Source organism: Candidatus Magnetaquiglobus chichijimensis (assembly GCF_045865675.1).
GTDB classification, from domain to species: Bacteria; Pseudomonadota; Magnetococcia; order Magnetococcales; family Magnetaquicoccaceae; genus Magnetaquiglobus; species Magnetaquiglobus chichijimensis.
In genome coordinates, this window is the sequence record NZ_BAAFGK010000004.1 from 1,487,896 (window position 1) to 1,514,796 (window position 26,901).

Genomic DNA, 26,901 nt, shown 5'->3' on the forward strand with positions numbered 1-26,901 from the left:
ATGGCCAATACGGTAAACGGTCAAACACGATCGGAGCGGCCCGATCACAACGGGCGTTTCAGTCCGAATGGATCCATTTGACTTCCTGGTGATGGATGAAACGCGACGACTCCGGATAATAATAATGCTCCCCCTTGCGACCCGCCAGAAAATCGGCATGCCGAAGGGGACCGGTGAATTCCGCCCAAAAGAAATAGTCGCTGTTCTGAATCAACCGCATGGTGTTGGATCGGAACGCCGACTCCACGAAATCGTGGTCCACGATGTAAAAGCACGCATGCGAGGTGGGACCGCACATGGGGGCCTGGATCAGATGGTCGAGCATCTCCGGGCGGGCCTGAAAACACAACGGGGGCGGCGCGAAATTCCGGGCCTCGTAATAGCCGTCGCGCTCCCGATAGCGCAGGCAGTTGCTGTCGCCGCGCAACGCCGCGTAGGTCTGGGGATGTTGGAACTCGGTCATGCAGCGTCGCACGAAATCCCGACTCCGCAACCCCTTGCCAAGAGCCAACGCCTGCTTGAGCACCGGATAGGCACGCGCGGAGTCGATGCGCGGCATGGGGCAGACCACGGTTTCATGGGGCCGCATATCGCCGATCACCCGCGCGATCGATCCGGTCATGATCGCGTCCGGAACCGCCATCACCACCACCGAGCCGCTCTCCAGCGAGCGGCGCACCTGGTCGATGATCGGCAGGCACAGCACCTCATACAGATCCTGGGAGAGCGACAAGAGTTCCACGTTCACGCGAAACGGGATCGAATGGCGCCGCAATTGGGCCAGAAAGGGTTCCAGACCCGGCAGATTGACACGGGTGGTATAGAGATTATAGACAACCCGACGGGATCGACGCAAATCCTCGAATCCCTCGGTGGCCAGCAGCGACGGAAAAGCGACATCGTTCAGAAAGCGGATGTGCTCATCCCCCACCACGATGCAGCACAGTTCCACCACCTTGCCATGCTCTTCCGGGTTGGCGGTCAGGGTGATGCCGGTGTGGTCGATGAGGGCGCGCCGTCCGGTGCAGTAGTGGCTGGCGATTTCGGGCAGATGGTGATAGATCAGCCGCGTGGACAGAGAGGGCGGCAGTACCGAGGCCCCCCAATCTCCGCTCGGGGCGTACTGTTCGCACACCCGTTGCAACACGATCCCGGCATGGGGGCGATTGTTGAAGCGATGCAGCATGTCGGTGAGACACAGATAGCTCTCCAGATCGTTGGGAGCCATCTGGATGTTCTGCCAACAGGTATCGATCGCCTCCTGGTGGCGCCCGGCCTTTTCGAGCATCTCCGCATATTTCTGCCGCACCCGCAACCAGCTGGGTTGTCCGCCCAGCAACGCCTGGAACAGCGCTTCCGCCTCGCTCCAGTCGCCCTGACGAACCAGCATGTCGGCGAGCGCCACCCAGATCACCCCATCGGTGGGATTGTCGCCAAGAAACGCCCGACACACCTGCACCGCCTCATCCAGGCGATCCAGGCGATCCAGGATCTCGATCAGGGTCTGGCAGGATTGGGAATCGGCGGGATTCAGGCGCAGACAGTGGCGCAGCGCCGGCTCGGCGGTGGCGAAATCCCCCAGTTTCCAACTCAGATCGGCCAGGGCGCGTTGAACCTCCGGCGACTCCCGACTCGCCGCCGGCGTCGCCTCGAGCAGCGCCACCGCGCCACGGAGATCCTGACGTTCCGTGAGCAGGTTCACACAGCGCATACGTATACCGGTTTCGTCCGGATACCCTTCCAACGCCTTCAGGCAAGCCTGTTCCGCCTCCCGACCACTCAGCAGATCGGCCAGCATGCGCCAGGCGGGATAATGGTTCGGATCGGCGGCCACGCATTTTTTGGCCAGCATGACCAGGGAGCCCGGATCGCCGCGTTGTCCGAACAGCAGGGCATCCTGAAAATTGCGGGCGGCGTTGGCGCGATCGATCGCCTCGTAGCCGGCGAGCGCCGCCGCCAGGTTACCCGCCGAGGCTGCCTCTTGCGCCTGTTCAAAACCGGGATCCGCGAACAGGGGCAATCGAGATGCCAGCTCACGGCTCAACTCAGGCGCATGTTCCGATGCCATGTTCGTGGTCCCTTCGTCACAGAAGTGCGGTAACTGTTGCAGGGGGCCAGGGACCGCAAGGTCTCCGGTGGGATCCGAGACAAGCCCCACTGTTGCAGGGGTCCGGGGATCGCAAGATCCCCGGTGGGATCCGAGACAAACCCCACTGTTGCAGGGGTCCGGGGACCGCAAGGTCCCCGGTGGGATCCAAGGGCAAAGCCCTTGGGACTTTATCTTTTGATTGATCCTTTCGCGCGCTTTTCACGATAAGCGATTTTTCGCGTTTTTTGCGAAAAATCGCGCAAGCGCGCACCGTCTCACAGGCCCCCTCCGTTGCCCGTCAGGGCCATGGAGGGGGTGAATGGCTGGCGGAAGACGTCGCCTCGGTCGGCATGATTCCGGGCCATGTTCGCGGCATCGTTTCGCCAAAGACGCGAAACGATGCCGCAGTCAAGGCGGCGCGCAGCGTTTTTTCGCAAAAAACGCGAAAAAACGCTTTTTTGAAGAGCGCGCTAAAAAACGAAAGTCAAAAACCAAACCTCGGAGACTCCGTCTCCGAACTGGTTCAAAACCCTTTCAAAACAAAGTCAAAAACCAAACCTCGGAGACTCCGTCTCCGAACTGGTTCAAAACCCTTTCAAAACAAAGTCAAAAACCAAACCTCGGAGACTCCGTCTCCGAACCTCTGCCGGGGACCTTCGGTCCCCCGTCCCCTGCGATAGTGGTAAACCGCAGACCTTCGGTCCCCCATTCCCGGCAACGGTTCAAAACCCTTTCTACGCCAACGCCTTGACCACCGCATCGCCCATGGCCACGGTCCCGACCTTGGTCATCCCCTCCTGCATGATGTCCGCGGTACGCAACCCGGCATCCAACACCCGATGCACCGCACGCTCGATCCGATCCGCCACCTCCGGCAGGTTCAACGTATACTTGAACATCATCGCCACGGAAAGAATCATCGCCAACGGATTGGCCACCCCCATGCCGGCGATGTCCGGAGCAGAACCGTGAATCGGTTCATACAACGCACTCCGATCGCCCAACGACGCCGACGGCAACATGCCGATGGAACCGGTCAACATGCTCGCCTCGTCCGACAGGATATCCCCGAACAGATTGGTGGTGAGAATCACGTCGAACTGTCGCGGATTGCGAATCAACTGCATGGCGGCGTTGTCCACATACATATGCGACAACACGATGCCAGGATAGTCCGCACCCACCTCGATCACCGTCTTGCGCCACAACTCGGTACACTCGAGCACGTTGGCCTTGTCCACCGAACAGAGCCGCCCGGAACGCTTGCCGGCGATCTCGAAAGCCCGCCTGGCCACGCGCACGATCTCATCCGTGTAGTAGACCTCGGTGTTCACCCCCTTCTTGCGACCATCCGGCAGGGTCTCGACCCCGCGCGGCTGCCCGAAATAGATCCCGGAGGAGAGTTCCCGCACCACCATGATGTCGATTCCGGCGACCACCTCGGGCTTCAAGGTCGAAGCATTGGCCAACTGCGGAAAAACCTGGGCCGGACGCAGGTTGCAATAAAGATCCAACTCCTTGCGAATGCCGAGCAATCCACGTTCCGGACGCACCGCATAATCGAGCGACTCCCACTTCACCCCGCCAACCGCGCCCAACAGCACGGCATCCGCCGCCTTGGCCTCGGCAACCGTGACCGCGGGCAACGGGGTACCGGTCCGATCATAGGCGGTGCCGCCGATCAACCCTTCGCGGATCGCGAGGGATGCCAACCCCTGCCCTTGCACCCAGTCGAGAATCTTGACCGCTTCGGCCATGATCTCCTGGCCGATGCCATCGCCGGGCAACAGATAGATGCTCTTCTCCATGATTTCAGACCCCTCTCACGCGACAAAAACCCAGGGCGCCGATTGGCGACGTTGCGACTCGAACGCCTCGATCTGACCCCGATGTTCCAGAGTCAGGCCGATGTCGTCCAGGCCATTGAGCAGACAGTGCTTGCGGAACGGATCCACCTCGAAGGCATGGGCGATGCCATCCGGCGTGGTGACCGTCTGGGCCGGCAGATCGACGGTGAGCCGATACCCCTCGCGTGCGGTAACCGCGTCAAAGAGCCCGTTGACGACCTCCGCCGGCAACCGGACCGGCAGAATCCCGTTCTTGAAGCAGTTGTTGAAGAAAATATCCGCGAAGCTCGGGGCGATGATCACCCGGAAACCGTATCCGAGCAGCGCCCACGGCGCATGCTCGCGGCTCGAGCCGCAACCGAAGTTCTCGCGCGACAAAAGGATCTCCGACCCCTGATAGCGGGGCTGGTTGAGCACGAAATCGGGATTGAGGGGCCGCCCCTCGCAGGATTGACCGGGCTCGCCCCGATCCAGATAGCGCCACTCGTCGAACAGATTGGGACCGAAACCGGTACGCCGGATCGATTTGAGGAACTGCTTGGGGATGATGGCGTCGGTATCCACATTGGCCCGATCGAGCGGAGCCACGATGGCGGTCAGGGTCTTGAATGGTTCCATGAGCGAAAACTCCCTTCGATGAGAATGACCAGATCAGGCGTCGGCCCAGGGAGCCACGCGGATATCGACGAAATGGCCGGCGATCGCCGCCGCTGCGGCCATGGCCGGACTGACCAGATGGGTGCGCCCGCCCGGACCCTGCCGCCCCTCGAAGTTGCGGTTCGAGGTCGAAGCGCACCGTTCCCCGGGTTGCAGGATGTCGTCATTCATGGCCAGGCACATGGAACAACCCGGCATGCGCCACTCGAATCCGGCATCCAGAAAAACCCGATCCAACCCCTCCTCCTCGGCCTGGGCCCGCACCAGTCCGGTGCCCGGCACCACCATCGCCAGCTTCACCGCGTCGGACTTGCGCCGTCCCCGCACCATGGCCGCCGCCGCGCGCAGATCCTCGATGCGTCCGTTGGTGCAGGAACCGATGAACACTTTATCGACCGGAATCCCGGTCAACGCTTTTCCAGCCTCAAGCCCCATATAGGCCAAGGCCTTCTCGATGGAACCGCGCTTGACCGGATGGCTCTCGGCAGCCGGATCCGGCACCCGACCGGTCACCGGCAGGGTCATCTCCGGGGAGGTGCCCCAGGTGACCTGCGGCGCGATGTCGGCGGCCTGGAAGGTCAACTCCTGGTCAAAAACCGCCCCCTCGTCGGAGTGCAACTGCCGCCACTGCCCGACCGCCTGGTCCCACAACGCCCCCTTGGGAGCCAACGGACGATCGTGCAGATAGGCCAGGGTCTTCTCGTCCACCGCCACCATGCCGGCGCGCGCACCGCCCTCGATGGCCATGTTGCAGAGGGTCATGCGCCCCTCCATGGAGAGGGAACGAATCGCCTCGCCCGCGAATTCGACGGCATGACCGGTTCCGCCCGCGGTGCCGATGGCGCCGATGATGTGCAGGATCACATCCTTGGCGGTGACGCCGAAAGGCAGCGCGCCTTCCACGGTGATGCGCATGGTGCGGGGTTCTTTCTGCGGCAGGGTCTGGGTGGCCAGAACATGTTCCACCTCGGAGGTGCCGATGCCGAAAGCCAGCGCGCCGAAAGCGCCGTGGGTGGCGGTGTGGGAGTCGCCGCACACCACGACGAAGCCGGGCAGGGTGATCCCCTGTTCCGGGGCCATGACATGCACCACCCCCTGACGCGGATCGCCCAGCCCGTACTCGGTGACCCCGAATTCGGCGCAGTTGGCGTTCAGGGTTTCGACCTGCAACCGCGAAACCGGATCACGAATGCCGAGTTCCAGATCACGGGTCGGCACGTTGTGATCCGGCACCGCGAAGGTCTGTCCTGGACGGAACACCTTGCGACCCGCCAGACGCAGCCCCTCGAAGGCCTGCGGACTGGTCACCTCGTGGACCAGATGGCGATCCACGTACAACAACGACGTGCCGTCCGGCTCGGAACGGATCACATGGGCATTCCAGATCTTGTGAAACAGGGTTTGCGCGGACATCGCGGTTCTCCAACCAGGAAATGGCGAGCGGAATGAGCAAGATTGAAACGTACAGATTAAGCCAACCGATGGCCGGACAACAAGGCATTTTTAACGCGCGTCAGGGATAAAAGGCGAATCGGTGACCGCTCCCGTGATCAGGACCACAGAAAGTCCTTTGTCTGCCACCCCCGAATTCGTGATATCATGGAACCGGATTCATTCAACGCGTCACCCCCCTGTCATCAGCTTCGGTCCACCCCCGGAAAGCACGCATCCCATGAGCGACAAACCCAAAGAGATCACCCGTCTGGCCGACTACACCCCGCCGGCGCACCTCGTCGAGACGATCCACCTCGATGTTCACCTCGACGAGACCGAAACCCTGGTCGCCTCCCGCATGACCCTGCGCCGCAATCCGGACGCACCCACGAACCAACGCGCCGTGCGGCTCGACGGGCGCGAGCTGGAGCTGGTCGAAATCCGTCTGGACGGCGCGCCGTTGTCCACCGCGGGTTACACGCTGGATTCGGAACATCTCACCCTGCCCGATGCGCCGGAGCGGTTCACCCTGGAGATCACCACCCGCATCCATCCGGAAACCAACCTCTCCCTGGAGGGGCTCTACCGCTCGCGCGGGCTCTTCTGCACCCAGTGCGAGGCGGAAGGGTTCCGCAAAATCACCTTCTACCCGGACCGTCCGGATGTGATGGCCCGCTTCACCGTGCGCCTCGAGGCCGAACGCGTCCGCTATCCGGTGCTGCTCTCCAACGGCAACCTGATCGAGAGCGGCGCGTTGGAAAATGGCCGTCACTTCGCACTCTGGGAAGATCCCCATCCCAAACCGGCCTATCTGTTCGCGCTGGTGGCGGGCAATCTCTCCTGCCACGAAGGGCCCTTCACCACCGCATCCGGACGCCCGGTCACCTTGCAGATCTGGGTCGAGCCGGAGAACGCCGAACGCTGCGCCCATGCCCTGGCTTCGTTGGAAAAGTCGATGCGCTGGGACGAAGAACGCTTCGGACGGGAGTACGATCTGGACCGCTACATGATCGTGGCGGTCAACGATTTCAACTCCGGGGCCATGGAGAACAAGGGACTCAACATCTTCAACGCCGTCTATGTGCTCGCCGATCCGGAAACCGCCACGGATTCCAACTACGAGGATATCGAAAGCGTCATCGCCCACGAGTATTTCCACAACTGGACCGGCAACCGCATCACCTGCCGCGACTGGTTCCAGCTGAGTCTCAAGGAGGGGTTGACCATCTTCCGCGATCAGGAGTTCTCGGCGGATGTGGGATCGCGACCGGTGGAGCGAATCCGCGACGTGCAGAGCCTGCGCGCCTTCCAGTTCCCGGAGGATGCCGGACCGACCGCCCATCCGGTGCGTCCGGACTCCTACATGGAGATCAACAATTTCTACACCACCACGGTCTACAACAAGGGGGCCGAGGTGGTGCGCATGCTGTTGACGCTGCTCGGAAAGGAGACCTTCCGGCGCGGCATGGATCTCTACTTCGCGCGTCACGACGGACAGGCGGTGACGGTCGAGGCGTTCCTGGACGCCATGCAAACCGCCTCGGGGCAGGATCTGGGACCGTTTTCGCGCTGGTATCGCCAGGCCGGCACCCCGGAGTTGACCATCCGTCAGCAACACGACCCCGACGCGGAGGTGCTGGAGATCACCGTGATGCAGCAGTGCCGCGCCCATGGCCAGAGCGAAGCGGGCGAGCCTCTGGTGATCCCCCTGGCCATGGCCCTGCTCGATCGCGACACCCGCGCCCCCCTGCCGCTGATCCTGGAGGGAGAGAGCCCGGAAAACGCTCCGCTTGAGCGGGTTCTGGAGGTGACCAGACCGGTCGTGACCTACCGTTTCAAGAACATCCCGCGCCCGCCTCTGGCCTCGCTGTTGCGCGGCTTCTCGGCGCCGGTCAAGCTCAACAGCCCCCTCTCCAACGACGACCTGGCCCTGGCCTGGGGCGCGGACAACGACCCCTTCAACCGTTGGGACGCGGGTCAACAACTGGCCATGCGCATCCTGGTGGAGGGAGCCCGCGCCCTCCCCGACCACCCCTTCGCAACCCCGGACTCCTTTGTGGCCGCCTTTGCCGCCACCTTGACCTCCCCGGATCTCGATCCGGCCATGAAAAGCCTGGCCATCACCCTGCCGGGGATCGGCGTGCTGATCGAGGCGATGCCGGAGGCCGATCCCGGCGCCCTGTTCACGGTGCGCGAGAGCCTGCGCCGTCGCCTGGCCCACGACTGCCGGGACACCCTGTTGGCGCTCCACGCCGCCAACCTCACCCCCGGACCCTATCGGGTCAGCGGCGAAGCGATCGGCAAGCGCACCTTGAAAAATTTCATGCTCGGACTGCTCCTGGCCGATCCGGACAACGACCTGGCGGCGCGCATGGCCGCAGATCAGGTGCGGCAGGCCGACAACATGACCGATCGCATGGGCGGACTGGTGCCCCTGGTGCATACCGGTCGTCCCGAGGCCGAGGAGCTTCTGGCCGCCATGGAACACCGCTGGCGGGACAATCCGCTCGCCATGGACAAGTGGTTCTCCATCCAGGCCATGGCCCCCCTGCCCGATACCCTGGCAAGGGTCCAGAGACTCATGTCCCATCCGGCCTACAACCCGCGCAATCCCAACCGCATCCGCGCCCTGGTCGGCACCTACTGTCGCGGCAACCTGGTCTGTTTTCACGACCCGTCCGGCTCGGGATATCGCTTCCTCACCGAACTGATCCGGGATCTGGATCCGCACAACCCGCAGATCGCCGCCAATCTGGTCGGCGCCCTGACCCGCTGGCGGCAGTTCGAGCCGCGCCGGCGCGAGGCGATGCGCCAGGCCATCGACACCATCGTCACCTTGCCCGGTCTGTCGCGCAACAGCTACGAGATCGCCTCGAAATCACTGGCGTGATTGCGTCCGATGGAATTTGGGTCCAGAATGGGAAGCGCGTTATCGAAACATCCTGTCACCATCCAAGGAGAGCCCCATGACCTCGGATTCACCCGTTCCAGCCGCGACCGCCTCAGCCGAAACCGAAGTGGCCGAACGCCCCAGGGCCGAGGCCCGTTTTCCGTTCCACACCAGGATCCGCCTGGAGATCGCCCTGGGACAGGTCTATCAAGGCCATACCGCCGATGTGAGCATGAGCGGCGCCTTCATGGAGACCACCCAACCCACCGGGGAGATCGTGGTGGGCGACAAGGGGGTGGTATTCCTGGAAATGCATGAGGAGGGCTCCACCTACGAAGTCTCGTTCCCCTGCACCGTGGCGCGCATCAACCCGCGCGGCATCGGGCTGGACTTCGAAAGCGAGCAGTAACCGATCTCTCCCGCGCCTGTCTCCCAACCCCTTCCAACCCCCCTGTCTGGAGATCCCCCTCTCCCGCAATGCCGCCTGTGGCCGGAGTTGCGGGGGATTCCGAGACCGTTCACCCTGTTTGGTGGGATCGCCATCGCCCGGCATCTCGGGCTTCGACATCGGGTTGCTTTTGATTTTTTCAGCCGGCAGCATCGATGCACGTTCCTGGTTCTGCATGGCATGCGCGTCGGTTGGGTCGGTCACGGCCCCCCCTGCCGGAACGCACCTTTCCGGATCCGGACGCCTGATCCCTCACCCCATCCCATCCAGCACCGCCAGCCCGGCGCCGATGCGGGCCTGACACCTGGCCGGGCCGAGCATCCACAGGGTTTCGACAATCCCCGGCGAGGCGGCGGTTCCGGTCAGGACCACGCGCAACGGCTGGGCGAGCTGTCCCATGGTCAGGCCATGGGCGGAAAGGGTGGCCTGGAACACCCCGTCAATGGCCGGAACGGTCCATTCGCCCAGGCTGGCCAGATGATCGGCCAGGGTGGCCAGGGGAGTGCGCGCGGCGGGGGTCAGATGCTTGCGGGCCGCCTTCTCTTCGTAGGGAAGCACCGAATCGATAAACAGGAACCGGCACTTCTGGGCCATCTCCACCAGGGTGGCGGCGCGGGGCTGGAACTCCGGCAGGATGCGCGCCAGATCGGCATGGGAGGGAAGCGGGTCGATACCGAGCCGACCGAGCTGAAAGGCCAGCTCCGGCACGAGCTGTTCGGGCGTGGCGGCGCGAATGTGATGGCCGTTGATCCAGGAGAGCTTGGCGCGGTCGAAGATCGCCGCCGAGCGACCCAGTTCACGCACGTCGAAGAGCCGGCGCAGCTCCGCCATGGTGAAGATCTCCTGTTCGCCATGGGACCAGCCGAGGCGGACGAGATAGTTGTTGATCGCATCCGGCAGAAACCCCTCCTCCCGGAACTGCAACACCGACACCGCGCCGTGGCGCTTGGAGAGCTTGGCGCCATCCGAGCCGTGCAAAAGCGGCATGTGGGCATACTCCGGGATCGGCCACCCCATGGCGCGAAACAGGTGCATCTGCCGGGGGGTGTTGCTGATGTGATCCTCGCCGCGGATCACCAGGGTGATGCCCATGTCGTGATCATCCACCGCCACGGCCAGGTTGTAGGTGGGGGAGCCGTCCGAACGAACCAGGATGAGGTCATCGAGTTCGTCGTTGGCGAAGCGGATCGTCCCCTGGATCATGTCCTCCCAGGAGGCCTCCCCGTCGCGCGGGGTCTTGAAACGGATCACATGCGGCACCGCCCCGCGTGACAGGTTCAACTCCCGGCACAAGCCGTCGTAACGGGGCTTGTCGCCCCGGACGCGCTGCTCCTCGCGCACCGTGTCGAGCCGCTCCTTCGAACAGGTGCAGACGTAGGCATGCCCTTCGGCAAGCATCCGATCCACCACCTCGAGATAGCGTTGGGTATGATCCGATTGAAAAAAAGGCCCCTCGTCGGGCGAAAGCCCCATCCAGGCAAGCCCCTCGAGGATCACATCCACCGCCTCTTGCGTCGAGCGTTCGGTATCGGTGTCCTCGATGCGCAAAATGAAGGTACCGCCATGGCGACGGGTGTGCAGATGGCAGAACAGTGCGGTGCGGGCGCCGCCGATATGCAGAAAGCCGGTGGGCGAAGGGGCGAAACGGGTGCGTAGCGTCATGAGGGGTTCCCAAGAAAAACAAGCGATGAACGCCGGAAAACCTGAGCCATCCGGCACGATTGAAGGGTTGTGACGTTCCAGGATGGACGATTGTGCGTCACCCGGTCCAAGGAATCTATTTTTTTTCAAGAATTCGATTTTGTCCAGACTGGCGTTGACAAAAGCATTTGGATAATATTCCAAGATGCGTTAAAAAGGAGGCTTTCCCCATCAACTCAGGAAGGAGCTGTGCGCCGTGGGTTCACCCAAAGATCTCAATCAACCGGAAATCTATGTCAATGCCTTGGTGGAGGCCGCGCGGCTGAACGATGTCGAAGCCTTGACCCGCTGGCTGGCCGATGACGAACAGGCCGAAACCGGACCGTTCTACAAATGGTTCCGATACTTCGCCGAGCGTCTGATGGCCATGGCGCCCCATCCGGAAACCGGTTTTTCAGCCCGTCCGGCCCGTCCGGTGAGCCCCCCCAAGATCGGTCGCAACGATGCCTGCCCGTGCGGATCGGGAAAAAAGTTCAAGCAGTGCCACCTGGAGTCCGAGGATTCGGTGATCTGGAAGATCGGTTCCCCCTCCCCGATGATGCGGGCCATGGCGGTCACGCGCATCATCGGAGAGGCGAATCTGGATCTGCTCGACACCGTGCCGGTGGAGAAGTGTTCGCCGCTGGCCCTCGCCGAGATGGCGGCGGCCTATCAGAAGGAGGGCGAGACCGATACCGCCCTGACCCTCTTGAAGCGCATGCTCGACGGCGATCGGGAGGATCCGTTCCTGTTGATCGACTACTGGATCGCCCGCTACGCCGAGTGGCTGGTGGAGGCGGGTCTGGCCGACGAGGGGGAACGGTTCCTGTTGGAAGAGTACAAGAGCCAGCGCAAGATCGAAGGATGGCAGGTGGCGCAAAAACTGGCCGCCTTCCACATCGACCAGGGCCATCTCGACGGGGCTGGCGAGTGGGTCGAACTGGCGTTGGCCGGCAAGCCGGACAACCCCTTCAACCACTACCTGCGCGGGTTGTTGCGCCACGGCAGCGACGATTTCGAGGGCGCGGTCTCCTCCTACGAACGGGCCATGGAGCTGAGTTCCGGCTTCCGCGAGCAGGAGCAGGCCTACATGCTCGAACTGGTCGAGGAGGCCTTGAAGCGTGCCAAGGCGGGCGAACCGCTGATGGAGGAGGAGTCGGAGGGCGATGGAGAGCCCGGAAATGCCAAGGACGACGAAGGAGAGGCGTGATGGAGCGTAGTCACTATTGCAACGACGTGCGGGAGTCCCTGACCGGTCAACGGGTGACGCTGTGCGGCTGGGTGAACCGGCGTCGGGATCATGGCGGGGTGATCTTCGTGGACCTGCGCGACCGTACCGGTCTGGTGCAGGTGGTGTTCAGCCCCGAGGATGGCCAATCCCATGGCCAGGCGCATGTGCTGCGCAACGAATATGTGGTCCAGGTGGAAGGCATCGTGGCGCGACGTCCGGCGGAGACCGAAAACACCAAACTCCCGACCGGTCTGATCGAGGTGCGGGTGGAGCGGGTGACCCTGTTGAACGCCGCGGCGGTGCTGCCGTTCCAGCTCGACGAGGAGGTGAGCGAGTCGGTGCGGTTGACCCATCGGTTTCTCGATCTGCGCCGTCCGGAGATGCAACGCAACCTCATCGCCCGTCACCGGGCCATGCAGGCGATCCGGCGCGGTCTGGACGAGGAGGGCTTTCTGGAGATCGAAACCCCGATGCTCACCCGCAGCACCCCGGAAGGGGCGCGGGACTATCTGGTGCCGTCGCGGGTCAATCCCGGCGAGTTCTACGCCCTGCCGCAATCCCCGCAGCTTTTCAAGCAGTTGTTGATGATCTCCGGGTATGATCGCTATTTTCAGATCACCCGCTGTTTCCGCGACGAGGATCTGCGCGCCGACCGGCAGCCGGAGTTCACCCAGGTCGATCTCGAGATGAGCTTCGTGGACCCGGATCAGGTGATCGGGCTGGTCGAGCGGGTGGTGGCGCGGCTGTTCGCCGAGGTGCTGGACATCCGTCTGAATCTCCCCTTTCCGCGCATGACCTATGCCGAGGCAATGGACCGCTACGGTCTGGACGCCCCGGATACCCGCATCCGCATGCAACTGACCGATCTGACCGCCACGCTGGCCGGCACCGGTTTCAAGGTGTTCGCCGACGCGGCGAAGCTGACCGGCATGCGCGGACAGCAGGGGGCGATCAAGGCGTTGCGGGTGCCGGGCGGCGCGGCCCTGACCCGCAAGGAGATCGACGAATGCACCGAGTTCGTGTCGATCTACGGGGCCAAGGGTCTGGCCTGGGTCAAGGTGAACGGTCCGTGGGCCGAGGGTGGCTGGCAGTCGCCGATCGTCAAGTTCTTCAACGAGTCCGAACTGACCGCCATCGCCACGGCGACCGGGGTTCAGACCGGAGATCTGCTCTTTTTCGGCGCCGACCGCTTGAAGGTTGTGAACGAATCCCTGGGACGGCTGCGCGTGAAACTGGGCCGGGAGCGTCACATCATGGACGATACGCCCTTCTCGTTTGCCTGGGTGACCGACTTCCCGCTCCTGGAGTGGGACGCGGAGGCCAAACGGTTCACCTCGGTCCACCACCCGTTCACCGCGCCGTTGGTGGAGGATTTCGACCGCATGAACGCCGCAGGCGCCGAGGGGGTGGACGAGGTGCGTTCCCGCGCCTATGACCTGGTGCTCAACGGCAGCGAGGTGGGTGGCGGCTCGATCCGTATCCACGACCCCCAGATGCAGCGTCGCATGCTGGAACTGCTGGCCATCGGCCCGGAAGAGGCGGAAGAGAAGTTCGGCTTCCTGCTGCGCGCCCTGGAGTTCGGCGCGCCGCCCCACGGCGGCCTGGCCCTGGGCCTGGATCGGTTGATGGCCATCATGCTCGGCGCGGAATCGATCCGCGACGTGATCGCCTTCCCGAAGACGCAGAAGGCGGCCTGTCCACTCACCAGGGCTCCGTCGGTGGTGGATGCCGCGCAACTGCGCGAGCTGCATCTGCGCACCACGGCCCGTCCGCGCGGCGAAGCGGCGCCGGGGTGACGGAACGGTTCGGCATGCGTGCCCCCGAGCAGGGAGGTTCACGCATGCCGACGCCCCGATTCAGCCACGCGGGGTTGGCGTGGACAAGGGGTTGATAAAATTGGTATGAAATTTGCGTATTCCCTGCCAGCAAGCTGGTAACCGGCACGGATCCTACGCCTTTTTGACGCTCGTTCGCATGCATTCGAACCATCGGGTTGGATGGCCTTCCGAATACGGTCACCCCCGACGCGACGGGTCACTGTTCCGATGCCAAACAAGGATCTTTACATCATGTCATGCCGGATCACCAGCGCCATTCAGGACGATGTTGCCACCGTCAACCAGTACCGCACGGTCTCCGAGGGGGTGGAGATCATGGTCAACCGCGGGGTCGGATCCCTGGTGGTGATGGAAGGGGCAAGCGTGGTGGGCTATTTCACCGAACGCGATCTGCTGGTGCGGGTGGTCGGCAAACGACGCGATCCCGCCCAAACGCCGATCCATGAGGTAATGACCCGGAATCTGGTACGGGTCGAGTTCGATGCCACCTGCAAGCACAGCCTGGATCTGATGAAGGAACACCGCATCCGCCATCTGGTGGTGTTCAACGGACCACGTTTCATGGGGGTGGTGTCGATGCGCGACATCGCCGCCATGCGCAACCGTTCTGACGGATTCGGGGATCTCACCGTGAATGTGGTGGGCGGCATGGTGCTGCTGGTGGTGTTGTCGGTGATCGGATTTCTGATCTATCTGGTTCCCGAGATGCTGGGGATCGCGCAGCGCTCCCTGAACGGCTGACCCGCTCCAGGGAGACGCGACGCGAGGGACCGTTTCAGCACTGCACCCAGGGTAGCCCGCGAAAACGCCAGCCATTGACGCTGGAACGGTGGTGCGACTCATCCCGGTCCCCCTCGAACCCCTTGAGGACGTGGTGGACCACAAGGAACCCCTCCTTGAGCAGGCAGTTGCCGGCATCGATGGAGCGGTGACCGGAACGGCAGATCAGAACAATGGTGCGCTCCTTGGATCGGGCGGCGCGCAGCACGTCCGGGACGAAATCCGGATTGAGTTCGAAATCCGGGGCATCCTGCCAGGGAATGTTGACCACCCCGGGCGGACTGCCGACAAAGAAATGCTCCACCTCGGAACGGATGTCGATGAACAGGGTGTCGGGTTGCTGAACCAGTCGATGGGCCTCGTCGGGGGTGAGGTGACCGAGTTCAGGATGGGAGGGGCTGTGGGGGGCGGATGGGAGCATGCAGACCTCCTGTCTTCATGTCTTGGTGGGGGATGCGTCACAGGCTGACGCGGAACCCAGGAGAATATTTACACGATTTGAGATGATAAATTCTTCTCGAATCATCCTTGTTTCTAGTGGTAAACCGAATCGGTGGTGACGTCAAGCGACTTTTCCAAAAAACGACGGCCAGGCGTCTCGGCCAAGGATCGACGGCAAGGAACGACGGATCAGTGACCATGAACCTTAACAAACGCAAACCCGGTTGCCGCTCTACCTCCAACGAACGGCTCCTGGCCGAACGGGCCGGACGTCCTTCGATTCTGGACAACCAGAAGATCGAACCCAGACAGCGCGTGCGCTTGCACGAGATACGCCAGGAGGGGGCGCGCATCGAGCAACGGGCCCAACAACAGGCGGCGCGCGAAACCCAGAAACGTCGCAGCGCCCTGGCCGCCAGCGCCGGGGAACATCCGTTCGGGGTGCGCCTGCTGGAAGGAGGGATCGTTCTGGCGGCGGGGATCACCTTGATGTTCCGGAATGGCATGGATCACGTTGCCGACTGGATCCGCGATGGTCGGGACATGATGGTGGGACTGACCCGACGCCGCCCCCGCCCCTGGGAACTCGAGGAGACGCTCGAAGAGCAGGAGGAGAGCGTCTGGCACCGCGATGATGGCGATGAACACGGCGGATCGGTGCGTCTGATCGGACAGACCGGCCACGACCCGTCCCTGGATGCCATCTCCGAAACCGCAGGCGTGCAATCTCCATTGCGCCCGGAAGTGGAACGGACTAAAGTTCAGAGGCTGGATGCCGAGGAAGAGGGGCTTCCGGACGATCATCTGGAGGATCAGATCGGCGCCCTGCGCGCCCGCCTGTCCACGCTGTCGCGACCCGTCTGACCTCTTTTCAGAGAGGATTCCGGCTTCCAACGTGGAACACCCGTCAGGAGGCTCGCGGGGCCGGGCATGAGGCGGTTCACCCCCCATCTTGTACGTTTTCGCTTGTCAGGACCACGGTGTTCATGTTCACTCCCCAAGAATCCGCACCATCCGGCTGGGTCTCATGAATTCGGAACCCTTCAGCAGCGCATTGCCCCCTGGTTCGAAACTGCTCTGGTTCGAGATCATCCAGGTGTTGGGCAAGGGCGGCTTCGGGATCACCTATCTGGGCCGGGATACCAATCAGAACCAGATGGTGGCCATCAAGGAGTATCTCCCCACCGCCTTCGCCTCGCGTCGCCAGGGGAGTCAGGTTCTGCCCAACTCCCCGGAAGACAAAAAAACCTTTGATTGGGGTCTGGACAGCTTCCTCAAGGAGGCCCAGATCGTCGCCCGTTTCCGCCATCCGAGCATCGTGCGGGTGGTGAGCTTCTTCCGCAACGCCAACACCGCCTACATGGTGATGGAGTACGTCGAGGGCGAGGGGCTGGACGCCATTCTCAAACGGCGCAAGGTGCTGCCCGAGCCGACCATCAAACGGATCCTGCCGCCGCTTCTCGACGGCCTGGAACTTCTGCACAAATCCGCCTTCATCCATCGCGATCTCAAGCCGCCCAACATCCTGATCCGCGCCGACGGCACGCCGGTGATCCTGGATTTCGGTTCCGCGCGTCAGGCCGTGGCCGGACAGGGCGATCAGATGACCAGCCTGTTGAGCCTCGGCTATTCGCCGTTCGAACAGTACGACTCGTCGGGAGATCGGCAGGGGCCCTGGTCCGACATCTACGCCATGGGTGGCGTGCTCTACCGCTGCATCGCCGGGGACAAACCCATCGATGCCTCCAAACGGATCTCGGCCCGCCTGCGCGGCGAACCCGATCCCCTCACCCCCGCCGTCGAGATCGGCAAGGAGCGTTATTCGGTCCCCTTTCTCCAGGCCATCGACTGGGCGTTGATGGTTTTGGAAAAAGAGCGCCCGCAATCGGTGCGCGAATGGCGACTCAGTCTGATGGGGGATGGGAGTTCCGGCGAGGCTGCCCACGCCAGCGATGGCGCCACCATCCTCCGTCCGCCGGAACCCGGCATGATGGGTGGCGCCGAATGCGGCGGAGTCCGCAAGAAGAGCAGTTGGCGCAGCTTCATCGCCTCGATGAACGAATTTGCCACCCAGGTCGATCCCGACGAACTGCAAGCGCGCAAAAGCGAGGTGCTGCATCCCACCCGCGGGGATGTGGCCAGCACCTCGGGCGGACCCGATGGACCGGCGGGGCTCTCGACCCGGGCCCGCGAAGTGGTGGCCGCGGCCACCCCCTCCCCGGTGACCGCGCCCGCCGCGCCCGCGCCCGCCGCGCCCCCACAGGCTCCGGCGGCGCCGCGCAAACGGGGCGCCTTGTGGATCGATCCGCTGCTGCGCATGGAGTTCATCTGGTTGCCGGGGGGCGTTGCCCGGATCGGTTCCCCGCCCGGCGAGACGGGACGCCGACCCGAGGAGTTGCCGCAACGGGATGTGCGCATCGAGGGGTTCTGGATCAGCAAATATCTGATGACCTGGGGTCGCTGGCATCGGGTGATGGGAGATTATCCACCGGGACAGTACCGGGAGAGCAAGATCAACCATCCGGTGGCGCGGGTCTCCTGGAACGACGTGCAGAAATTCTTGAGGCAGTTCAATCGCATGCTCGGCGAGCACCTGAACGTGCGCCTGCCCACGGAGATGGAATGGGAGTTCGCCGCGCGGGCGGGTCAGGCCGCGCCGTTCATCTCCGGGGACGAGGACCACTGGAGCATGACCGACTACGCCTGGCTGAAAAGCAACTCCGGCGGGCAATCCCGTCCGGTGGGCGAAAAGAAACCCAACGACTGGGGGTTGTACGACATGGCGGGCAATGTGCGCGAGTGGACCGAAGACCGGTTCCAGGCCGATTTCGCCGCCGGTCGCACGCACGCCGGCAACACGCAACCGGGTGTGGTGGACGAGGCGCGGGTGGTGCGCGGCAGTGGTTTCGCCTGTCTGGCCAAGGAGTGCCGCACCGCCCGACGTCAGCGCGTGGAGTCCGGCCTGGCCCATGATGATCTGGGTTTCCGTCTGGTGCGTTACTCGTAACCCCACACTCGACGACTCCCGATAAAAACGGGCGCGCCCTTGTTCGCAACGTCAGGACACGCGCGACGGACCGGTCTCCAGCTCATTTCCAAACCACGCCCGTTTCCCAAATGAACACGAATCCACGCCATGCTCACTGAATCCTTGGACTATCCGTTCGACATCAAGACCATCCTGCGCAAGCGGAAGGCCATTTGCCAGGATCTGCTCCAACAACCGGATCTGCGGAACATCCGGATCGCCCTGCTGGGAGGCTCCACGACCGCTGAAATTCGTGGCATTCTTGAACTGTTCCTGCTGAAATCCGGTTTCAAACCGACCTTTTTCGAATCCGAATACGGAAAATATTTTGAGGATGTGGTCATCGACGACACATCCCTGCGCGCATTCAAACCGGATGTCGCCTTCATTCACACGACAAACGTCAACCTCCTCTTCTCGCCCAAGGTCTTCGATTCCGAAGAACGGATTGCAGACTCCTTGCACAAGGAGATGGCACGTTATCAGGCGATCTGGAACAAACTGATCACCGAACTGCACTGTCAGGTCATTCAAAACAATTTTGATTTACCCCCAACCCGCGCTCTGGGCGGTCTGGATACGACCGAGCCATATGGAAAAACCCATTACATCCTTCGCCTCAATCTTGAATTTGCACGGGCTGCCCGACAACTGTCCGGCCTGATCATCAACGACATTCACTATCTTTCGGCCCGTATCGGTCTGGAACAATGGTTTGATCTCGATTACTGGTTCAGCTACAAAATGGCGGTCACCCATACCGGCACGGTCCATCTGGCGCACGCCCTGGCCACACTGATCCGGGCTGCCTACGGCAAAAGTCGCAAATGCCTGGTGCTGGATCTGGACAACACCCTTTGGGGCGGCGTAATCGGGGATGACGGGGTGCAGGGGATCGTTCTGGGAAAGGAGACCCCGCAGGGGGAGGCCTTCACCGCTTTCCAGAACTATTGCCGGGAACTGAACGAACGGGGCATCCTGCTGGCGGTTTGTTCCAAGAACGACCTCGAAAATGCGCAACAAGGGCTGACCCATCCGGACATGATTCTCCAATCGGATCGGTTCACGGCCTTCAAGGCCAATTGGCACCCCAAACCCGACAACATCGCCCAGATTGCCCAGGAGATCAACATCGGACTCGATGCGCTCGTCTTCGTGGACGACAATCCAGCCGAGCGCGCGCTTGTCAAGGCCCAACTGCCTCCCGTGGCGGTTCCGGATGTGGGGTCGGAGGTATCGCGTTTCATCGAATTCGTGGATCGCGAAGGGTTCTTCGAGGTGCCGCGACTCAATCAGGAGGATGCCCGACGCACCGCCTATTACGCCGACAACGCGGAACGCACGCTTCTTGCAAGCCAGTTCGCCGACTATGGCGCGTTCCTGGCTTCCCTGGAAATGAAAGCCGAAATCGGACCATTCACGCCGGTCTACCTGGATCGCATCACCCAACTCACCAACAAAACCAATCAGTTCAATCTGACCACCAAACGGTGTACCCTGGCCGAGATGCAGGCAATGGCCGCCTCTCCGGATCACATCACCCTGTACGGTCGCCTGGCGGATCGGTTTGGAGACAACGGGTTGGTGACGGTGATCGCGGCGAAGGTGGAACGACACACGGCCCACATCCAACTCTGGCTCATGAGTTGTCGGGTTCTGAAACGGGATATGGAGCATGCCATGCTGGATGCTCTGGTCGCCAGGGCCAACCAACGCGGCATCCGCGAGATCCTCGGTTACTACCATCGTACCGCCAAGAATGGCATGGTCGCGGATCATTACGGCACGTTGGGTTTTGAATGCGTGGCACAAGCCGGAGACGGATCCTCTTCGGTGTGGCGACTCGACCCAACCATCCACCAATCCAGAAACGTCAGCATCAAGGATATCCACCATGCATGACCTTCTCACCCTTCTCCAACCCATCTTCAGAGATATCTTTGATATCGAGGATCTGGTCGTCACCCGTGAATCCAGCGCCGCGACGATCGATGGCTGGGACTCCCTCGTCCATATCAATCTGGTCTCCGCCATCGAGCAGGAGTTTCACATCCGCTTCGCCCTGGGCGAGTTGGAGTCCCTGAAGAACGTGGGCGACATGATCGACCTGATGGAAAAAAAATTGTCCCGTTGATCCCGCGCCTCCGATCCATGTCCACCCACACCATCAACGCGTACCAATGGCAGGATCTGCGGATCGGGCTGGAACACGCGTTTCAGGCCACCATCACGGAAACGATGATGGAGCGCTTTCTCGCCATCAGCGGGGATTGCAATCCGCTGCACGTCGATGCCACCTTCGCGGTGCGCCAAGGGTTCAGGGATCGCGTGGTTTACGGGCTTCTGACGGCCTCGTTCTATTCCACCCTGGCCGGGGTCTATCTTCCGGGCCGGTTCGCGTTGCTGCACGGGATCGACATCGCCTTCTCCAAGCCGGTTTTCATCGGTGACACCCTGACGATATCGGGCCGGATCGTCTATCTGAATGAGGCCTGCAAACAGCTTCAGGTCGGCGCCACCATTGTCAACGACGCGGAAGTCGTGGTCTCGAAAGCCAAAATCAAGGTCGGACTGGTTGACGACAAGGAGCCAGCATGAGCCACGACGAAACCCTGCTGATTACAGGCAGCTCCTCGGATATCGGTCGGGAGCTGATCCGACAACTCACCCGCACAACCCCAGACCACACCCCGTTCCGCGGGCAAATAATCGCCCATGCCTGTTCAGGGGGAGGGAAATTGGCCTGCCTGCAACAAGAGATCTCCAGTCTGGACAAACCGCTCGAGATCATCCAGGCGGATCTCCGTCAGGAGTCGGAGCTGGGCCATATGCTGGCGACCATCCGGGCTCGTCATGGTTTTCCGACACAGATCGTGCATCTGGCTGCCGCACGCATCGAATTGCGACGCCTCACGGAGTTCTCCTGGGACAGGTTGATCCCGGATCTGGAAATCCAGCTCCGCTCCATCGCGATGATCCTGCAAGCGTTCCTGCCGGATATGCTCAAATCCCGCCGGAGGTGCAAGGTGGTGTTGATGCTCTCCAGCGTGACCTTGGGCGCCCCCCCCAAATACATGGCACAGTACACCATGGCCAAATATGCCCTGTTGGGTCTGCTGCGCTCGCTGGCGGTCGAATACGCGGACCGACCGATTTGTTTCAATGCCCTTTCGCCCTCCATGGTGGACACCCAATTCCTGTCCGACATCCCGCCCAAATATATCGAAATGACCGCCGCGGCACATCCGACCAAAAAGAATGCCACCGTCATGGAGATTGTTCCCGCCTTGCGCTTTCTGCTCTCCAGCGACTCCGACCATATCAGTGGCGTCAATCTGCCCGTCACCGCGGGGGGGATCCTCTGATGCTGTTCAACTCCTACGGCTTCATTTTTCTGTTCCTTCCGTTGAGCGTCCTCGGATTTCATCTTCTGGCCAGATCCACGCAGGGAAAGATGGCATTCGACTGGTTGATCGGCCTCTCCTTTGTCTTCTATTCCTGGGAGAATCCGGAAAATTTTCCCATTCTCCTGGGTTCGCTGCTGGCAAACCACGCAATCGCACGCGCCATGGGGGCGGATGACGCCACCCCGCCTGCCGTGCGAACGAAGCATCGCCGCGGGTTCCTGCTGTTTCTCGGCATTGCCTTCAATCTGCTGTTGCTTGGTTATTACAAATATTTCAGCCAACTCCCGCTTGGTATCAGCTTTTTCACGCTGACCCAGGTGATGTATCTCGTCGATTGTTACCAGGGCGTGGTCCCCCCAGCCACCTTCCGCGAACATGCCCTGTTGGCCGCATTCTTTCCGACCGTCTCGATGGGACCGCTCCTGCGCGCCAGGGAGATGACGCGACAACTGGACAATCCCGCGACCCTTGGTTTGAATGCCCGGCATCTGGCCCAGGCCCTGTTTCTCTTTTCGATCGGGCTGTGCAAAAAAACCGTCATCGCGGACAGCTTTTCCAGGTTGGCGGATGCGGGTCATGCCTCGACCGCATCGCTTTCCATGATGGAAGCCTGGGTATCCAGCGCCGCCTTTACCATGCAAATCTACTATGATTTCAGCGGCTATTCGGATATGGCCGTGGCCACGGCCCTGTTGTTCGGGATACGGATCCCGATCAATTTCAACTCCCCTTACCAGGCCCGCTCGATCGTTGATTTCTGGATGCGCTGGCACATCTCGCTCTCCAACTTCATCACCACCTATCTTTACACACCGATCATCCGTTCTTTCCGCAAAATCACCTTTGCCAAGGCGATGTTTGCGACCTTCGCGGCCATGATGATCGCCGGAATCTGGCATGGATCGAGCTTGAACTTCATGATTTTCGGCGCACTTCATGGCCTGGGACTCATCGTCAACCAACTCCGCAAGAAGAACAAGAAACCACGCCTGCCGGCATGGCTGGCGTGGTTCGTGACCATCCTGTACATCAACCTCGCCTTCATTTTCTTTCGGGCCGATACGGTGCCCCACGCATGGGAGATGATCGCTTCACTGGTCAATACGCAGGCGCCGTTCAGCAACGAATCCTGGCATCGTTCCTCCCTCTACATCACCAGCAGGCTTGATCTTCTCATCCCGATCATCATGGGTGTTCTGATGATCTTCCACAAAAAAAACTCAAACCAGCTCTCCATGGAGTTCATGCCGACCTGGAAGAATCTTCTTCTTGCCACGACCGCCATGCTCACCTCCCTGGTCTATATGAACACGAACGTTCCGAAGGAATTTCTGTATTTCAATTTCTGACCGGGCTGGACCGTTGCGTCACCCGACGCGCACGGTTTGGAAGGCTTCGAACCGTGCCTGAACACCTTGCTTCGCCATTTGGCGGACCATCCAGGATGGCCCCCTCACCCCCCATGATGCAGGTCAGCCAGTGCCAGACCGTCTCTTGTTGAGGAAGATTGGAGATGATGAGCCACAGAGTATTCATTATCAGCCTCTTGACCATGATGTTGCTGACCGTGCCATTCAAATTCCTGACGGACAAAAGTGCCGCCCGTTGTCATGATTTCGGCCCGGATGGCACCTACATGGCTTATTGCAATGTCACCACCCATGGACATTATGATCATGCCGCGCATTTGTTTGACCTCGAAGAGGGGATGAACGACCGTGTTCGTGAAGCCAGACTGCTGTTTCTTGGCAGCAGCCGCCTGCAATTCGGCTTCTCCACGCAGGCGTTCCATGATTTTGCGTTGCGTCATCCAACGGCACGACCTTATCTGTTGGGGTTCGGCCATAATGAAAAAGATGAATTTGCACAGGCCATCCTGGATCGGATCAAACCCAGACCATCCCTGATCGTGATCAATACGGACAATTTCTTTGCCAGGAAACTCAGCAAACATGCCGTCCGGCTGTTGGAAGACCCCTGGCGGGAGAATGGTTATGCCCGGGTCAAAAAGGTTTGGCATACCCTACTCAGAGTCGCCTGCCATGGTCGATTTCCCCTGTTCGAACCCCTGCTCTGTGGTGTCAAGCCCACCGTGTTCCGCTCGCTGGAGGATGGACGCTGGATTTTTCCCGAACCGCAGGTCGGAGAGATCCCGGTGGTCGAATTGCCGGAAGAACCCGAGGATGAAGCCGTTCTTCAATCCCACATCGCCACGGCCAGGGCTTTTGTCGAGAAACTTCCCGTCAAGCGCGGATGCATCGTTTTGACCTATGTTCCCCATGCCCATAGCAAAACATTTCTCGCTGAACGCCTTGCCGAGGCGTTGGAAATGGATCGGATCGTTTTTCCCATGGACGATCTGAACACGCTCGATGGCAGTCACCTGGACACGGCCAGCAGCGAACGATGGAGCCGGGAGTTCTTGCAACGGCTCGAACCTCGGCTCACGGCTTGCTTATAAGGACTGTTTGCCTTACGATGCATGAGATTCTGATGGCGAATACCCATGATCGGTATGCGCGTTGTGGCCAAACGGTCTGAATCCGGCATGGACGCTTTGGTCATCGCCACCTGAATGACGCACCGGACAACCGCTCGGAGAGGAATGCAACACCATGATGGTATGGGGCAACTCGATGTCGTTTGCACAGCCATGGATTCGGTTCGACCATCCCATCTCCATCCGCGAAACGATTGCCGAAGACCGACGGTTCGTGCTTCTGGTCATGCTGGCCGCGACGGTACTGTATTTCATCGTCTCAATCGGGTGGCCGATCGGGATCGGGCGGGACGGATATCGTTATTTTCTGTACTATTTTGATCTCTTCCTTTCTGGCAACCAGCAGCAAGGTCTCTGGATCACCCCGCCAGGAATCTCCATCATCGTTGGTTTGGTGGCTCGGGGCGGGATTGTTTCCATTCAGCTGTTCCTTCTCACGATCTATCTGGTTTCAATATTGGGGATCTATTATATTGGGCGGCTGTTCGGCAGAAACCTCGCCCGCGTGGTCACCCTGTTTGCCCTGCTCCATTTCCAGTACACCCTTTTCTGTCATTTCTTGACCAGCGACCCGGTTCTGGCACTGTTTCTGACCATCTGGGGCGTGGTCCTGGTTCGCCTGCATCAGGTGCGCACGCCGACAGCCTATGCCGTCATCGGGTTCGTCTCCTTTTTGCCGGTTCTGATCCGCCCCATGTCGCAGCTCTATCTGTTCGTGTTCGTGCTGCCTGTACTCTGTTTTGGATTCTCCAGGCGAAATTTTCTCCTGGCCGGGGCAACGCTGTCCGCCTTCGCGGCTGGACTGCTCCTGTTGGCCTCCTATCATGCCCTGGTATTCCATGACTTTGGCCTGTTCAAGGGTGGCAAACACGCGATCCCGTTTCGCAACATCTACATGTTCAGCCGCATCATAGCTCCGGAGAACGGCCCCGCTTCGCAACGTCTGATCAACCTGATCGAAGAAAAATTGTTGTCCAACCCGCTCTACCGGGACAACGGAATCACCCTGGAAAAATTCCTCTCAACCCCGAAACCCATTTTCTTTCATGATATTATAGATAATTTTGGCAACGAGGACTTTATTTTCGATGTCTCCATGGAGGCCATCCGCGCCCAGCCCGCGCGGTTCTGGCAATCGGTTTACAAAAACATCCATTACCAGTTCTCCCGCCCCTTCGATCTGCCCCCACCCCCGAAACCGGCAACCGGAGGTCAGTCGCAACCCCAGGGGGACAATCCTGACACAAAGAATTGTCAATACGCGGAATGCGCTCCGATCCCGACCAATGTCGCGCGTGAACGACGGGACCAGGCGCATTCGAAATTGAGCCAGGAAGATCGTCGCCACCACGAAGAGGCCAAGCAGTATGTGGACACCGTTGACAACCTTTTCTCAAAAGAGCCGGGCAATCATGCTGTCGCGGAATTTTTCAGGAGCCTGAATTATAAATATCCCCCCATCCGCGATTTCTGCTATGCGGCCATCCTGCTCTTGTTGGGTATCCATCGACGGGAGGTGCGTTTGTTGTGGCTGATGATCATTCCCCATTTCATGGCATCGGCCATTTCAGGCTCCATGGTCGATCCTCTGGCCTCCTACCGTATTCCGCATGACCTTTTCTTCATTCTGGCGGGTTTGACAGGCGTGACCCTGCTGATTGATCGGTTCATGCAACTGATTCGGCATGGCCGCGCACGACTGCAACCTTCCGTTCCAACGGGTTGACACAGCCGATCCTCATCCGACAGGTGAACACGATGGCGAATTCCGCGGATTCCGAAGCGTTTCGGCCCCCAGACAATCTCCCCCCTGGTTCGACCCTCTGGAGCCGATGGCTCTTCAATCTGCGTCCCTGGTTGGACCTGCAATCCGCATCGATACGGCATCCTCTGATCCCCTGGTTGCAAGCGTGTCGCGGACAAATCCTGGAGGTCGGGTGCGGAGCCCAACCCTATCGTCACTATCTGTCGGATCAATGCGTCTATCGCGGCCTGGACTGGACGGGCGCGCCTGAACATTTCAATTACTCAACCCAGGAGACCGAATGGTATCAAGGAGACCGTTTCCCCATCGAAACCGGTTGGGCCGAGCATCTGTTCCATACCGAGGTACTGGAACATGTATGGGATACTGCGGGTTTTCTGGCCGAGTGCCAACGGGTTCTGCGGCCTGGCGGCACCCTGTTCTTCACCATTCCCTTTCAGGCGCGTTATCACTACATCCCTTTTGATTATTGGCGTCTGACACCCGCCTCCCTGGAAAGACTGTTGCAGGAGGCCGGATTCCACGAGATCCAGGTCAGGCCCAGGGGTACGGATATCACGGTGTTGGCCTATAAACTGATCAGCGTCGTCTATCGCGCCGTCTTGAGCAGGCGTCCGGTGCCGACCCTGGCCGGTCTGGCCTGCCTGCCGCTCTTCTGCGCGGGTCTGATCCTGGGGCACGTTTCCTTGCGGTGGGGTTGGGGGTCGGAAGACGATACGTTGGGGTATGTCGTGACGGCCATCGCTCCGGGCGCCCCCTGATCGGGGTCGGATGGCTCCCGCCGCCCCCTGTCCGACCCGGACAGCCCGCAAAGAACGCACGGGGCGTTTATTCTGAATTTTCGGCCACGATTCAACGAAAAAAAG

The 26,901-nt window shown here is 61.0% G+C and carries 21 protein-coding genes; 15 read left to right on the top strand and 6 right to left on the bottom strand.

Annotation, left to right across the window (positions count from 1 at the left end):
* Positions 1 to 58: 58 nt before the first annotated feature.
* The 4 genes from ACOY6C_RS10650 to leuC form a co-directional block, all read right to left on the bottom strand.
* On the bottom strand, positions 59 to 2,068 hold the full coding sequence (locus ACOY6C_RS10650) for a tetratricopeptide repeat protein (RefSeq protein WP_420905459.1): 2,010 nt from the start codon (positions 2,066 to 2,068) through the stop codon (positions 59 to 61).
* 755 nt (positions 2,069 to 2,823) lie between these two features.
* A complete protein-coding gene (gene leuB, locus ACOY6C_RS10655; protein WP_420905460.1) occupies positions 2,824 to 3,897 on the bottom strand; it encodes a 3-isopropylmalate dehydrogenase in 1,074 nt (357 codons plus the stop codon).
* Between the two features lie 15 nt (positions 3,898 to 3,912).
* Positions 3,913 to 4,554, bottom strand: coding sequence for a 3-isopropylmalate dehydratase small subunit (gene leuD / locus ACOY6C_RS10660; RefSeq protein WP_420905461.1), 642 nt, complete (start codon positions 4,552 to 4,554; stop codon positions 3,913 to 3,915).
* Positions 4,555 to 4,587: 33 nt separating this feature from the next.
* The gene (gene leuC, locus ACOY6C_RS10665; RefSeq protein WP_420905462.1) at positions 4,588 to 6,006 is read right to left on the bottom strand and encodes a 3-isopropylmalate dehydratase large subunit; all 1,419 of its coding nucleotides are present in this window, start codon (positions 6,004 to 6,006) and stop codon (positions 4,588 to 4,590) included.
* A gap of 259 nt (positions 6,007 to 6,265) precedes the next feature.
* Between leuC and pepN the strand changes: the two genes are divergently transcribed.
* On the top strand, positions 6,266 to 8,917 hold the full coding sequence (pepN, locus tag ACOY6C_RS10670; protein ID WP_420905463.1) for an aminopeptidase N: 2,652 nt from the start codon (positions 6,266 to 6,268) through the stop codon (positions 8,915 to 8,917).
* A gap of 76 nt (positions 8,918 to 8,993) precedes the next feature.
* A complete protein-coding gene (locus tag ACOY6C_RS10675; protein ID WP_420905464.1) occupies positions 8,994 to 9,326 on the top strand; it encodes a PilZ domain-containing protein in 333 nt (110 codons plus the stop codon).
* A 291-nt stretch (positions 9,327 to 9,617) separates the two neighbouring features.
* On the opposite strand, the gene gltX is transcribed toward ACOY6C_RS10675, so the two are convergent.
* Positions 9,618 to 11,027: a glutamate--tRNA ligase gene (gltX, locus tag ACOY6C_RS10680; protein WP_420905465.1), complete on the bottom strand. Its 1,410-nt coding sequence runs from the start codon at positions 11,025 to 11,027 to the stop codon at positions 9,618 to 9,620.
* Between the two features lie 235 nt (positions 11,028 to 11,262).
* Between gltX and ACOY6C_RS10685 the strand changes: the two genes are divergently transcribed.
* From ACOY6C_RS10685 to ACOY6C_RS10695, 3 genes are all read left to right on the top strand, one after another.
* Positions 11,263 to 12,255 carry an SEC-C metal-binding domain-containing protein gene (locus ACOY6C_RS10685; protein ID WP_420905466.1) on the top strand — a complete coding sequence of 331 codons (993 nt, stop codon included), beginning with the start codon at positions 11,263 to 11,265 and terminating at the stop codon, positions 12,253 to 12,255.
* Positions 12,255 to 14,072: an aspartate--tRNA ligase gene (gene aspS, locus ACOY6C_RS10690; RefSeq protein WP_420906115.1), complete on the top strand. Its 1,818-nt coding sequence runs from the start codon at positions 12,255 to 12,257 to the stop codon at positions 14,070 to 14,072. Before ACOY6C_RS10685 ends, aspS begins: the two co-directional genes overlap by 1 nt.
* A gap of 273 nt (positions 14,073 to 14,345) precedes the next feature.
* On the top strand, positions 14,346 to 14,855 hold the full coding sequence (locus ACOY6C_RS10695; RefSeq protein ID WP_420905467.1) for a CBS domain-containing protein: 510 nt from the start codon (positions 14,346 to 14,348) through the stop codon (positions 14,853 to 14,855).
* Between the two features lie 34 nt (positions 14,856 to 14,889).
* Here ACOY6C_RS10695 and ACOY6C_RS10700 read toward each other — a convergent pair whose 3' ends face one another.
* The gene (locus tag ACOY6C_RS10700; protein WP_420905468.1) at positions 14,890 to 15,315 is read right to left on the bottom strand and encodes a rhodanese-like domain-containing protein; all 426 of its coding nucleotides are present in this window, start codon (positions 15,313 to 15,315) and stop codon (positions 14,890 to 14,892) included.
* A gap of 218 nt (positions 15,316 to 15,533) precedes the next feature.
* On the opposite strand from ACOY6C_RS10700, the gene ACOY6C_RS10705 reads away from it, so the two are divergent.
* The 10 genes from ACOY6C_RS10705 to ACOY6C_RS10750 all read left to right on the top strand — a co-directional run bounded on the left by ACOY6C_RS10705 (position 15,534) and on the right by ACOY6C_RS10750 (position 26,796).
* Complete coding sequence (locus ACOY6C_RS10705) at positions 15,534 to 16,199, top strand: hypothetical protein (RefSeq protein ID WP_420905469.1); 666 nt, start codon at positions 15,534 to 15,536, stop codon at positions 16,197 to 16,199.
* Positions 16,200 to 16,362: 163 nt separating this feature from the next.
* Complete coding sequence (locus ACOY6C_RS10710; RefSeq protein WP_420905470.1) at positions 16,363 to 18,342, top strand: SUMF1/EgtB/PvdO family nonheme iron enzyme; 1,980 nt, start codon at positions 16,363 to 16,365, stop codon at positions 18,340 to 18,342.
* Between the two features lie 129 nt (positions 18,343 to 18,471).
* Positions 18,472 to 20,265, top strand: coding sequence for an HAD-IIIC family phosphatase (locus ACOY6C_RS10715; protein WP_420905471.1), 1,794 nt, complete (start codon positions 18,472 to 18,474; stop codon positions 20,263 to 20,265).
* Entirely contained in the window at positions 20,258 to 20,497 is a 240-nt protein-coding gene (locus ACOY6C_RS10720) for an acyl carrier protein (RefSeq protein ID WP_420905472.1), read from the top strand. Before ACOY6C_RS10715 ends, ACOY6C_RS10720 begins: the two co-directional genes overlap by 8 nt.
* Before the next feature lie 17 nt (positions 20,498 to 20,514).
* Positions 20,515 to 20,961, top strand: a complete 447-nt coding sequence (locus ACOY6C_RS10725; protein ID WP_420905473.1) for a MaoC/PaaZ C-terminal domain-containing protein — start codon at positions 20,515 to 20,517, stop codon at positions 20,959 to 20,961.
* Positions 20,958 to 21,728, top strand: a complete 771-nt coding sequence (locus ACOY6C_RS10730; protein WP_420905474.1) for an SDR family NAD(P)-dependent oxidoreductase — start codon at positions 20,958 to 20,960, stop codon at positions 21,726 to 21,728. Before ACOY6C_RS10725 ends, ACOY6C_RS10730 begins: the two co-directional genes overlap by 4 nt.
* On the top strand, positions 21,728 to 23,119 hold the full coding sequence (locus tag ACOY6C_RS10735) for an MBOAT family O-acyltransferase (protein ID WP_420905475.1): 1,392 nt from the start codon (positions 21,728 to 21,730) through the stop codon (positions 23,117 to 23,119). The genes ACOY6C_RS10730 and ACOY6C_RS10735 overlap by 1 nt, the downstream gene beginning before the upstream one ends.
* Positions 23,120 to 23,283: 164 nt before the next feature.
* Positions 23,284 to 24,231: a hypothetical protein gene (locus ACOY6C_RS10740; RefSeq protein ID WP_420905476.1), complete on the top strand. Its 948-nt coding sequence runs from the start codon at positions 23,284 to 23,286 to the stop codon at positions 24,229 to 24,231.
* Between the two features lie 175 nt (positions 24,232 to 24,406).
* The gene (locus ACOY6C_RS10745) at positions 24,407 to 25,996 is read left to right on the top strand and encodes an ArnT family glycosyltransferase (protein WP_420905477.1); all 1,590 of its coding nucleotides are present in this window, start codon (positions 24,407 to 24,409) and stop codon (positions 25,994 to 25,996) included.
* 32 nt (positions 25,997 to 26,028) lie between these two features.
* Positions 26,029 to 26,796: a class I SAM-dependent methyltransferase gene (locus ACOY6C_RS10750; RefSeq protein ID WP_420905478.1), complete on the top strand. Its 768-nt coding sequence runs from the start codon at positions 26,029 to 26,031 to the stop codon at positions 26,794 to 26,796.
* Positions 26,797 to 26,901 lie beyond the last annotated feature (105 nt).

Excerpts from the sequence above, each read along its gene's own strand:
- ACOY6C_RS10740 (WP_420905476.1), top strand. The coding sequence starts at position 23,284 with ATGATGAGCCACAGAGTATTCATTATCAGCCTCTTGACCATGATGTTG.
- leuC (WP_420905462.1), bottom strand. The coding sequence starts at position 6,006 with ATGTCCGCGCAAACCCTGTTTCACAAGATCTGGAATGCCCATGTGATC.
- ACOY6C_RS10650 (WP_420905459.1), bottom strand. The coding sequence starts at position 2,068 with ATGGCATCGGAACATGCGCCTGAGTTGAGCCGTGAGCTGGCATCTCGA.
- ACOY6C_RS10715 (WP_420905471.1), top strand. The coding sequence starts at position 18,472 with ATGCTCACTGAATCCTTGGACTATCCGTTCGACATCAAGACCATCCTG.
- ACOY6C_RS10720 (WP_420905472.1), top strand. The coding sequence starts at position 20,258 with ATGCATGACCTTCTCACCCTTCTCCAACCCATCTTCAGAGATATCTTT.
- ACOY6C_RS10745 (WP_420905477.1), top strand. The coding sequence starts at position 24,407 with ATGTCGTTTGCACAGCCATGGATTCGGTTCGACCATCCCATCTCCATC.
- leuD (WP_420905461.1), bottom strand. The coding sequence starts at position 4,554 with ATGGAACCATTCAAGACCCTGACCGCCATCGTGGCTCCGCTCGATCGG.
- ACOY6C_RS10700 (WP_420905468.1), bottom strand. The coding sequence starts at position 15,315 with ATGCTCCCATCCGCCCCCCACAGCCCCTCCCATCCTGAACTCGGTCAC.
- ACOY6C_RS10730 (WP_420905474.1), top strand. The coding sequence starts at position 20,958 with ATGAGCCACGACGAAACCCTGCTGATTACAGGCAGCTCCTCGGATATC.
- aspS (WP_420906115.1), top strand. The coding sequence starts at position 12,255 with ATGGAGCGTAGTCACTATTGCAACGACGTGCGGGAGTCCCTGACCGGT.
- ACOY6C_RS10735 (WP_420905475.1), top strand. The coding sequence starts at position 21,728 with ATGCTGTTCAACTCCTACGGCTTCATTTTTCTGTTCCTTCCGTTGAGC.
- ACOY6C_RS10725 (WP_420905473.1), top strand. The coding sequence starts at position 20,515 with ATGTCCACCCACACCATCAACGCGTACCAATGGCAGGATCTGCGGATC.
- ACOY6C_RS10705 (WP_420905469.1), top strand. The coding sequence starts at position 15,534 with ATGAACCTTAACAAACGCAAACCCGGTTGCCGCTCTACCTCCAACGAA.
- ACOY6C_RS10710 (WP_420905470.1), top strand. The coding sequence starts at position 16,363 with ATGAATTCGGAACCCTTCAGCAGCGCATTGCCCCCTGGTTCGAAACTG.
- leuB (WP_420905460.1), bottom strand. The coding sequence starts at position 3,897 with ATGGAGAAGAGCATCTATCTGTTGCCCGGCGATGGCATCGGCCAGGAG.
- ACOY6C_RS10675 (WP_420905464.1), top strand. The coding sequence starts at position 8,994 with ATGACCTCGGATTCACCCGTTCCAGCCGCGACCGCCTCAGCCGAAACC.
- ACOY6C_RS10695 (WP_420905467.1), top strand. The coding sequence starts at position 14,346 with ATGTCATGCCGGATCACCAGCGCCATTCAGGACGATGTTGCCACCGTC.
- gltX (WP_420905465.1), bottom strand. The coding sequence starts at position 11,027 with ATGACGCTACGCACCCGTTTCGCCCCTTCGCCCACCGGCTTTCTGCAT.
- ACOY6C_RS10750 (WP_420905478.1), top strand. The coding sequence starts at position 26,029 with ATGGCGAATTCCGCGGATTCCGAAGCGTTTCGGCCCCCAGACAATCTC.
- pepN (WP_420905463.1), top strand. The coding sequence starts at position 6,266 with ATGAGCGACAAACCCAAAGAGATCACCCGTCTGGCCGACTACACCCCG.